The organism is Mycoplasmopsis agassizii, assembly GCF_002272945.1.
In the GTDB taxonomy this organism is placed as follows: domain Bacteria; phylum Bacillota_I; class Bacilli_A; order Mycoplasmatales; family Metamycoplasmataceae; genus Mycoplasmopsis_B; species Mycoplasmopsis_B agassizii.
On record NZ_NQMN01000001.1, the window covers coordinates 160,926 to 172,955 of the forward strand.

Annotated in this window: 2 protein-coding genes; one reads left to right on the plus strand and one right to left on the minus strand. The window is 27.6% G+C overall.

Annotated features, from left to right (window positions below):
* Positions 1-277: 277 nt before the first annotated feature.
* A complete protein-coding gene (locus CJF60_RS00635; protein ID WP_095279110.1) occupies positions 278-8,524 on the plus strand; it encodes an SGNH/GDSL hydrolase family protein in 8,247 nt (2,748 codons plus the stop codon).
* 122 nt (positions 8,525-8,646) lie between these two features.
* Here the strand turns inward: CJF60_RS00635 and CJF60_RS00640 are convergent, their stop codons facing one another.
* Complete coding sequence (locus CJF60_RS00640; RefSeq protein ID WP_084232131.1) at positions 8,647-11,946, minus strand: hypothetical protein; 3,300 nt, start codon at positions 11,944-11,946, stop codon at positions 8,647-8,649.
* Between the last annotated feature and the right edge of the window lie 84 nt (positions 11,947-12,030).

The window sequence follows — 12,030 nt, forward strand, 5'->3', positions numbered from 1 at the left end:
TTTTTAAATTAAAAAAATGATTTTTTTCAAACTAAATAGTTATTAAAATAGGCTAAAATTCTGCTAGAATGATGTGCTACTAAGGAAAGTAAATTAGATCTAATAACTCTTTTATAAGCACTTTAAGGGCAAAATTGACAAAAATCGCCTGCTTTTTTATAAAAAAATCTAAATTTTCTTTTTTTGCTAAAATATAAGCACAAATTTAAGGTTAATATAAATTCTTTTTAATTAACTAGAGAAGCAAACTCTAGAAAAAGAATTTGGAGGTATAAATATGAGTTTAAATAGAAAAAGTAAACTTATTTTAATTGGTGCAGCAACAACAGCAGTAATTGCTGCTTCAGCTGCAGGAATTGTTGTTGGTGTACGCAACAACAACCAAAGTGCAAATCCAGGACTTAAAAATCCTGATTTACCTGCTAAAGATAATCCTGTTTCACCAGCAGAATCAAGTTCAAAACTAGCTAAAGAAATTAATACAAATCTAGTAGTGCGCCGTAATAATGCAACAGCTACAATTAATGCTAGCGTTGAAGCAACAGTTGATGAAAATAAGTTACTTTCTTCAGAAGTTAAATACGTTGCTTTTGGTGATTCAATTACTGCTGGTTTTAATGCAAAACTAGCAACTGATTATCCAGGGGAATTAAAAGTTGTCAATGGCGAAAGCCAAATTGACGGTCTTTCATTTCCTTCTTTTATTGCTAAATTTATTAATCAAATTGAACCAGGTAAGTTAACTGCTTACAAAAACTTTGGTGTTACAGGTTCAACTTTAAAAGATTGAAATCAATTATTTAGTAATGATACAAACGGTAGAATTGCTCAGGGAATGGGTGAGGGATTTAGTGAATTTAGAAGTGATTTTATAGCACGTTTAACTTCAGCTAATTTATTAACCGTTTCACTTGGTGCAAACGATTTCATGGATATCTTATTCAATCAAATTGGAACAATTGATTTTCAAAAACTACTTGCAGGTGGTTCTTTTGATATGAAAAACTTGATTGAAATTGTGGTGCCAATTTTAACTGAAGTAAGAACTCAAATCAGAAATTCATATACCGAATTAATTAACCATATTAAAACCTATAACAAAGATATTAAAATTAATTTAATATCTTATCCAATGCCTTTTTTAAGATTATTAGAAACAGTTAATCAGTTAACAAAAGGTGTTGAAATTGAACCAGGAAAACCTTTAAGTAAATATTTACTAGGTATTTTAAATGGTTTAATTAAAGACCGTTCAACCTTAGATGATTCAGTTAATTACATTAATGTCTATGATGAAAATGATTGAGACAATAATGCAAAATTATATACTAGTCAAATTTTATATATTCACCCAACTGAAATTGGGTATAAAAAAATTGCTCAAGATATACTTTTAAAATTAAGTATTAATCGTTCTCTTTATACAAATCAAACTTCAATTAACCCTAGTTGAGATGAAGAATATGTTAAAACAGATGAAGATCAAAATGGTTTTACAATTAAATTTTCTAAAACAGATTTTGAAATTATTAAAACTATTTTAGGTGCTAATAATGATGAATTAACTAGAAAAAATGATGAGTTAATTACCAAATATGAATCACTATTTGATACTTCACAATTTCCTTCTCGTATTATTACAAGAAGTGGTTTTCAAAATACTTTAAAGTCAGTTACATTAATGCTTTTATCTTCAGATGCAATTAAATTAGTTGATCCTGAACAAGAATTATTTAAATTCTTTACAAAAAATAGTGAAGATTTAGATAACGTAATTTTAAAATTATATGATTCAAATTTCATTTCAAATTTATGAAATAACTTTCAAAATACATCAAATGAAATTTTAAAAAATAAAGATAAATTAGACTCAACAGATGTTATTAATTCAGCTGTTCATGCCATCTCTGATTTAGATAATTTCCATGGTTTATTAGTGTCATTATTTAATTCAAATATCTTTGCAAAAAAAGAATTAAATACTGAATTACAAACAATTATTAAAAAGATTATTACAACCTTATTTAATCAAAAAGATTTATTAAATAAAGGTGTTGATTTTATTGCAGGTCTTTTACCAAAATCTGTTTTAACAGAAAATGGAATTCCACTTGTAAAAGCAATTGTTAATAGTAATTTATTAGTTGAATTTTTAAATGGATTAGTTAGTGATGTTTTTGATAATCAAGATGAATATGCAAAAACAAAAAACTTTAAAGAATTATTCGTTATTTATTTAAATAAAAATAAAGCAACATTTATTAATTTAATTAAAGGAATTTTTACAACTTTAAGTAAAGATGCACCTGTTGAATTTTCAGCATTATTTGGTTACATAGGTCAAAGCTTTTTACAATCAAGTGGAATTAAATTAGATTCAAGCGAATTAAAACAAATTCTAGTTTTAGTTAATGATTTAGTTTTAACTGCAGTTAATTCAGATCTTTTTGATTTACTTTTTGAACAAGTAATTACATCACTAAAAGCGAGCGATTCTCTTGATTTTACCGTATTAATCAACCATGTTATTGGTAGTTTAACAAGTGGTGATGGACTATTTAAAATTGTTCAATCATTATTAAGAAGTGAATACTTAAAAGTAAATAATAACAATTTAAAAGTTGCTGAAACTTTTAAAGCAGTTATTAAATCATTACTAAAATCTACAACAGTTAGAACAATGATTTCTAGCTTATTAATTTCAGAAAATGCTAGTGAAAAAGAAAAACTTGCTTACCATACAAATATCTTAATTTCTGAAATTTTAGATGATCCAAAAACTATTTTGTTTTTAGATAATTTTGTTAATTCAATTTTTTCAAATTTACAAAGATATAATTCATTCGATACTTTTAATAAATTTTTAAATTTCTTATTTACATCACAACGTAATAATGTTGTTGATTATTTAAATTATTTAGTATCTAAATTAGCAACCTTAAATTCAAGTTTATCAGTTGTTGCTTTATCAAAAGTACAAGAGTTATTACCTGGAGTAAAACTAAGTTTTAATGATGCACAATCTAAAAATTTTAGTACAGTACTTTCAACACTTTTACAAGCAGTAAGTCATAGCACATTAATCAATGATGTTTACTCAAAATTCATAAGAAATATTGAATCAAATAAAGCATTTAATTTAAATGAAATTTTAGAAAATGTGCTTGATACAGAAAATGGTTTTTATTCATTAATTAAAACTGTTTTAAGAAGTACAACATGATTAGATAATAAAACTAGAGAAGACTTTACAACTGCTTTAACCTCATTTATTTTAGAAACAGTTAAAAGTGAAGATATCATGAATTTCATTGTTGGTGATATAGTTAATCATTTATCAATTCCTGAACATTTAATTTTAAGAACAACTTGAACAACTATTTTTTCACTAGAAGATATTAAAACTTTAATTACATCATTAATAAATACTGCAACTAATTCTCAAGATAATGCTTGATTAGATGAAGTTGAAAATCTAAACCAATTTATCTTTAAAGCAGTTATCAAAGATAGAACAATTTTTGCCGAAAAAATAAAATCATTAATTAATATGCTTGTTAATTCAAGTGCATCAGGTTTAGTTTTTGATTTATTTACAAAACAAATTGACCATCTTTTTGAATTAAAATTATCAGAAGAAAATCGTTCTCGTTTATCAGCTTTCTTTAAACAAAGTATGACAATTGTTGCACAAAGTGAAATTGCTGATGCGGCATTTGACATTATTGAAAAAGGTCTACTGACTTCAAAAACAAGTTTCAAATCATTGACACAGTTATTTGATGATTTATTCTTTACATCAGAATCAATTTGAAAATTAGTCAAAACTTTATTAAAAGCAGAGTTTTGAAATAACCCCGAAAATAAATCGACATATCAAGAAAATCTAAATTTCATCACTTACTTATTATTAAGAAATACAGGTGTTAAAAAGTTTGTTACAGCTCAAATTGATACCATCTTAAAAAGCCAATTAAAAATTGATTTTATCGATGTTGAAAACATCGACATATTAGTTTCAGCAATTGTTGAAAACGATAAAACTGCTTCATTTATTAAAAACATAATTAACGGTCTATTTACTGATTTTGATCTATATAAAGATCAAGAAAGATTAGAAGATGTTATCGTTTTATTCTTAAGTAAAAACGATACCGTAGTTAATTCATATTTAAGCGAAATCACTGCGGAACTAACTTCAATAGATGGGGCTTTAAATCAAGTTATTTTTGCACAGTTAATTAAATATGCAAAACTAAATAACTTCTCAATTGATGATGCAGCATTAACTCAATTTAAAAAGTTATTACAATCATTTGGTAAAGTAATTGCTTCGTCAGATATTTATAAAACAGTCTTAGAAAAATTAAAAGCAACACTACAAAATAAATGACTTTCATTTAAAACAATTGAAGAATTAATTTTCAACGTTGTGGATTTAGATAATGGTTTCTTTAACTTAGTTAAAACAATTGCTAATTCAAGTGAATGAAAAAATCAAGAAACTAAAAATGATATTAAATATGGTATCAAGCAAATTTTTGCTGCTCTAGTTTCTAATTCAAAAGCTTCTGCTGATTTATTAACTAGTCTAGGATTTATCCCTGCAAATTCAGATATTTATAATGCAATTTCAAAAGATGCAGGAAGATTACTAGGTAGTGATGAATTCCAAGCATTTATGGATCAAATTTTAGAAATAGCATTAAATTCAAATCGCTATTTCTTAATTTCAAATAGTTGAAGTGATTTAATTTTTAACATCGTTAAATTGCAAGATGTTTCATCAATTACAAATTCACTTTCAAAATTATTAAATAAAGTAGTTACTGACTATTCAGAATTATTAAATTCATCTTTAGGAATGGTTTTAAATACTTTAGGATCTTCTTATGACCTTGTATTTTCTAAAGATGACCTAGCAGCAGTTAATAATGCAATTTCAAAATTCTTATTAATTATTTTTGACAATAAATTCTTAAATGATTACATCGATAGAATTAAACAAAATTCAAGTTTTGAAACTTTTGATCAGTTAATGAGCAATTACATTTTTAGTGAAAAAGGTCTTTATGATCTAATCACAACTTTTGCAAATGGATCATATTTACAAGAAAAAGCTAATCGTGAAGATGTAGCAAAAACACTAAAAAGTGTTTTCACTGTTTTAAAAACAAATCCTACATTTAAAAAATCTTTAGCTAAAATTTTCTTACAATTATTCTCAGCAAGTACTGATGAAAAAACAGTTGAAATTATTCAAAAGGCTTTTACAAAATTAATTGATGATAAAGAAACCGAATCATTTATTTCAGCATTTATTGATTCACTAATTTTAGATATAGATTCATATAAATCACTATCATCATTAAATGAAATCGTGCTTACATATTTAGGTAAAAATAAAAATACATTTATTAATTATATAAATCATGTAATTACAAATTACCTAGTTAAAGATATTAATTTCCAAATTACTTTTTCAAAACCACTATTTTCAATTGCCAAATCTTTAAACATTACTTTTAGTAATGATGAGGAAAAAATAATTTACCAATTGATTGGTGATTTTTCAAGAATAGTTTCTGAATCAGGATTAATTACAACTTTAATTGCTCAATTAGAAACATCTTTAAAAGATAAAACTTTATCTGTTTCAGATGTTTTCAACAACTTAATTAATTCATATTTTGCAGATGATAAAAGTTTATTAAATTTATTAAAAGTAATTTTATCTTCAAACGCCTTTAAAGATAATGCTTTAAATGCAAGTTTCAAAAATAATTTAAAATCAATTATTTTTGTTGCTCTGAAAAATGAATCTGTTTTTGAATTAATTTTCAAAAACCTAAATATTGAAAATAATGATTTAAAAAATGCCTTCAAAGATATTGTTAATACAGCAATCAATGAAGACAGTTTTAAAGAAATTGTTGACCAATTATTAGATGCTGTTTTTGTTGACTTTTCATGATTCGAAAAAGCCCAAAACTTCGAACAATTAATCATTTATTTCTTAAAAAATAAATCAGAAAAAATGCTTCCTTTAATTGCAAATATTTTCGAAAAAATTTCAACCAATAATTTAGATTCATTATTAAAAATATTTAATTTTTCAACTGACTTATTCTTACCTCAATTAAGTTCTGAATTAACAACAACTCAGAAAAATAATATTGCTCAATTAATTATTAATGTAGTTAAAGCAACTATGAATTCTGAAGTTCCTAAAATTTTAATTCAAAAAATTAAAACATCAGGTGAATCAGTTATATCTTTTGAAGGTTTAATTTCTGAACTATTATCAAGTCCTGATACTATCTTCCAAGTAGTCAAAGCAATCACAAATAGTGAATTATTAAAAGATGATCTAACTGCTGCTAGAAATGCCGAATTAGTTGATTTAACAATTGATTCATTATTAAAAAGTGAATTTGTTTTCAACATCTTAAAAGGCTTTTCAGCATCATTATTTAAATTAGAATCTGATCAAGAAAATGTTAATGATTTAATTAAATTAATTATTAATAGTGATGATACAACGACTTTTATTAAAGAAATGTTAAGAAGCATTTTTACAAATAAAGATCGTTATCAAGATGCTAAAAATCTAGATCAATTTGTAATCCAATTTTTAAGAATTAATAAAAATACAGTTGTTAACTTCATTAAAAATACTTTAGAAAAAGTTTCGGGAAATGTAACTTTTGAAAAGGCTGTTAAATCATTAGTTAAAATGGTTGGAGAGCAAATGGAAACTCCTTTTTCTGATGAAGAAATGGATGCTATTTATCTTGTTTTAGATGATGCTATTGTTTTATTTAGTGATGGACAATTTATTAATTCTATCTTTGATAGATTTATTCAAGCAGCTGAGAAAAATACAAATAACGGTGAATCATTTTTTGCAAATAACAGTTTAATTAACTCAGTTATTTTAACTGTTTTAGATGCAGACAATATGTTTTGAAATACCTTTAAATTGGCACTTAGTTCAAAACATTTTGCAAATGGAAGAGCAAGTCAATTAGGGCAAAATCTATATGTTCTATTAACTAGATTATTTAAAAATACTCAATTCTTAGAAAAATTCACAACTTCATTTGATCCAGATGATAATAGTTTATTTGCTAAAAGTCTAGGTGGTTTTGCGACAAATCTTTTTGCTCAAGATTCATTCAAAGCACTATACACAAAAGCTTTTGAAGTACTTGAAGATATTGCTAAAAACAATTGAACAGAAAAATTCACTAACTGAGATAGTTTATACGCTTTCATCTTTGATAGAGAACGTGCCTTCGTTAAGAAAAATTTAGTTGCTTTAATGCAAAATGTAATCAAAAATAATTTTGATTCTAACTTAGAAAATGTAATGGCTGTCTTTATTAATCCAATGTTTAAAAACGCAGGTATTAATTTATTACCAGGAGATGAAAAACAATATATTCCGTTTTTCAAAACCTTGTTACAACAGCTAATTGATAATCCATTAATCATTGAAATTATTGAAGAAACAGTTGATGAAATTACTGATTCAAAAGTAAGTAATTTCCAATTAGTAAATATTACTAACAAGATTTTTGATACTTTATTAAAACATATTTCAACTTCATCAGGACTACAAATTTCTAGTTTAATTAACCTAGCAAATAATATTTTAGGTTACTTTAATAGTGAAGAACATGGTAAATATTTTGCAGACTTTTTCAACTTATTATTTACTAGAAGTGACTTAACAAAAACTAATAATGGAATCTATGACATCTTATTAGGATTTGTTCATCCAGGAGCAAAAATTGGTAGCGCAACTAATCAACAACCTGCTAATCCTTCTCAAGGTGGCGGTGCAAGCACTCCTGGTGCCCCTGATAATACTTCAGGTGCAGGTCTTGCAATTCCAGGTTTAGATGTAGGTGATTTAGTTGCTAATGTGCAAAAAGCAATTGACTTTGTTTATTCATTTATGGAAACAATAACTTATCGTGTTGCGCAAGCACAAGCTAGTTGACAAATTGCTAATCCTACTGTCGATTACACACTAAATCCTTACTTTAATGCTAACTATCGTTTCGTTGCTTTAATCTTATGATGAGCAAAACAAATCATTCCTGAAGGACTATTTTGAACAGGGCTGAATGGAACTATTGAAGTTTCACGTTACATCACTGAATCAAGTAATCGTGGTTTCATGAAAGCCTTTAACGAAAAAAGAACAGCCTTAACAGCAACAGGAATGAATCTTTATACACAAGATTGAAATCAAATTTCAACTATCGTTGGTGACACAGGTCATTGAGTTAGATATTGAAATTATGATCGTGTAAGTTTAATTGCTTATCTATATTATGAACTTGATAAAAGTAATTGAGGTTTAACTAACGTAGTTGACCCTATCCGTAATCATGAAGCAAAAAATCTTTCAGTTGACCGCCACCGTAATTATGCAACTATGCGTGATGTAATTATTAACTGATTAAAATACGGTTATTCAAAAGATCTTACAAGAGAAGATTTCTATAAATAAAAAGTGAATCATCTAGTTCAAACTAGATGATTTTTTTACTTCGAATTTAGCTAGTAAAATATTCTGAAACCATATACAGGTTGTAAAAAACAACACTTTTTTGATAAAGTGTTGTTTGTAAATTATTTGGTTTGGTTAGGATTTAAATTAAGAGTTTTAATACCTTTTTTCTTTAGAATTTCAATTAGTTCTAACCTAACATTAGGTCGCTGATTTTCTAAAACATTTGAACGTGCATATGGATCATGTTGAATTAAATGATGCACAGAAGTTCTTGAACCACCTGGTAGATTAGGAATGAAGGCATATAAAATTCCATAGTTATTAAAGTTAGCATCAACTACCATTGAACCTGAATTTCCGGGATTAGCATGATCTCCTGAATATAAACTTTCAGTCGCTGATAAAACTGTTGATGTATATAAACCATTTTTCTCATTAGAAATATAAGTGCTGTTTGGAAAGTCAACTGACTTGTCTGGGTTATATCTACCGTTGACATCAAAAGGTGCATAATATTTTTCATATGTATCTGCATCTCAATCTCTAAAGAATTTTTGAACACTGCTACTTGTGCCTAAAGTTACAAAGGAATCACGCATTGAACTTGTTGCTGACTTATCAGCAGCACGTCATGAGAAAATTCTTTTGGTACCATCTTTGATATTAGCTGCAGGGTAACCAGCCATATATGAATTTGTTCGATCATCTGTTCTAGGGTTTAAATCAAGTGCTTTAAATCATGATTTTTGCTCATCTTCAGGTTTTTGTAGTATCTCATAAAGTGCAGGTCAGTTTTTCTGTAAGTCACTATCTTTGAATACCATTTTAACTAAAACTAAATCTGGTCCCATTATTTGATAAGTGTAATCGCCGTTTTGTTCTTCTCTTTTAATACCACCACCAATATTTTTATCTACTTGAGCTCCACTATTTTTCGCTATATGTCCGATTGTATATTGAGGCATATAGATAATGCTATTAATGAAATTTTTGCGTGTTTCAGTTAGTCATGTCGGCTCATCATCAGTTGCGTTTAATATGGTTCTTTTATCACCATCTTTAAACATAGGACTTGTAAAATTAACTACGTCGTTACTATTTTTAGAATTACCTGAAACAAGTTGATCTTTATGAGCGTAGTTTCATTTTTCAGATTCTGGCTGTCCACCATTCTTAGGTATTAAGTCGGTGGAAGGGATATGACTAGTTTTTGAATAATCGTTTGTTTCATATCTAGTTCAGGTGAATGAATAAAAACCAGAATTTTTTAATCAACTACTTTGCTTGTTAATTACTTTTGGGTTAGATGCGTTAGAACTAAATTGATAACCATGATATCCATATCAAACTTCAGTTCCTGCTAATTTTCCAATATCTAGAACATGCTTATTAGTGGCCATTACAAAAGCGTGTTGACCTTCTGGAAGACTATCATCAACAATTTTGTCTACAACTCAGGCTGTACCGCCTGAAGCAAAAACTCCAGTAGGATTGCTTCTACGATTAGATGAAGAAAAATTCAATCCTTGTGGATCAGGGCCAAAATATTTGTTTAAATAACTTGGTTTTTCTTTAGCAGGAAGATTTTTGAAATTTTGTATATTTCCATCTAATCTTGATTTAACACCTTTTCAAGTTTCATTTTTTTCATCCTTATAATCATCATTTTCACTGAATCACCCTGCATAACTTCAAGTTAGTGAAACTGAACGATCATTTAAAAACTTAATATAATCATAGTCATTTTTTAGATCAACATTTGTTTTATCTAGATCAATTTTAAATGCTTTATCTTCTGTACCTTTTTTATAAGTTACATACAAAGTCATTGTTCCTGTTTTATTAGAAATAGCATCTGAATAGAATTTTATATTACTAATATCACTAGCAATTTCTTGAAATAATTTCAAGTTTTTATCTTGTTCTTTTAGATCGTTTTCAAAAATATGATCTGATAAAATCGACTTTTTATTAAGTCTAATTTCATCACTTAAAGTTATTAACTTTCACCCAAACATCTTTGGATTTTGACCCATTTCGTTATTATTAACTAAATGCTTTAGTGAATCTAAATTAAATTTCAAATCATTTTGATTCATCTCAACTGCTCGATCTTTAACTGCTTGTTCGGGTTTAAGAGGTTGAGGTGCTTCTGCAACATTATCTAAATTAGTACCACTTCCTGCGATGCTTAGATAATTACGATTAGCAATAATTTTTTGGTTATATCAAAAGTTGTATGATTGATTAAATGACTGATTAGGATTTAGTTTAAAATTGTTGGCAAGAATTTCATCTCTTTGTTCTTTTGCACTATTAAAAGTATTTTTATTAGGATTCCATTCAGGACTATCTAGTTCAGGAATTGTTCTTTGAAAATCTCTTCAATTATTTTTACCTTTAATACTTCCATTTTGTGTAGTTCAGACATTACTTTTTCTTTCACTAGCTACAGTAGTAGAACTATCAAAAAGATAATCGTTTGCTGTTGGCAAACCTGAATTTAATTCAGTTTTAATCTCATAACCTTGAAACTTTTTAAGATCAGTTTCAAATTTTTGAACATAAGGTTCTGAAGTTTTAGGAGGTTGAACAGGAGTATTATCAGGTGGAGTTACAGGTTTTTCTGGCTCAGTTTTTGGGGGAACAACAGTGACTGGTGGATTAGGATTTACTGTAGGTGGAGGTGTAGTCTGATCTGGTGGATTAGGATTTACTGTAGGTGGATTATCAGGTGGTGTTGGTTCACTAGGGTTTTGATCATCTGGAGGATTTTCATTAGCAGGTGGTTCAACAGTTGAGGGAGGATTTTGAGTATCAGGTGGTTTTACAGTACTTGGAGGTTTATTAGTTTCGGGTGGAGTTCCATCAGCTGGTGGGTTAGGGTTTACTTCCCCTGAGCCTCCAGTTTTAGGAGGATTGGATTTTCCGGGATCACCAGTTTCAGGTGGTGTAGGTTTACCTTTTTCAGGCTGATCAGGGGCTTTCGTTTCGGGTGGAGTTTGGCTTGAAACTTGCTTTAAATCAACAATTTTAATAGTTTTATCTTTAACATCTTCAGCCTTACTTACACTTAAAAAAATTGTTAAAGTAGAATTAGTTTTATCAGCAATTGAAAGAGTAATTTTAGAAATTTTATAGCCATCTTTTAAAGCATCTTCAAAGGCTTTTTTGTTAGGTTGATCTAGTAAATTTAAGAAAGATGTTTGCACATCTTTTTCTAAACTTTGTAGTTTTTCTTTTAATTTATTTAGATCATTATTTTCTGCATTCGCCTTAACTTCTGCAGGTAAATTCTCGATAATTGTTTCTGCATTTGTAGTTGGTTTTGTTGGTTGTTGTGTACAAGCAATTGCTGCAACAACAGCAAATGAAGCAACAGGTAGTGACATAATTGTTAATAATTTTCTTCTTTTCATAAATTGCGTCCTTAGTGAGATTTTTCTCTTCTAATTCAATTGTATGCCCGTTTTTTTTTTTTTTGTTTTAGCGAAAAAGCCTGA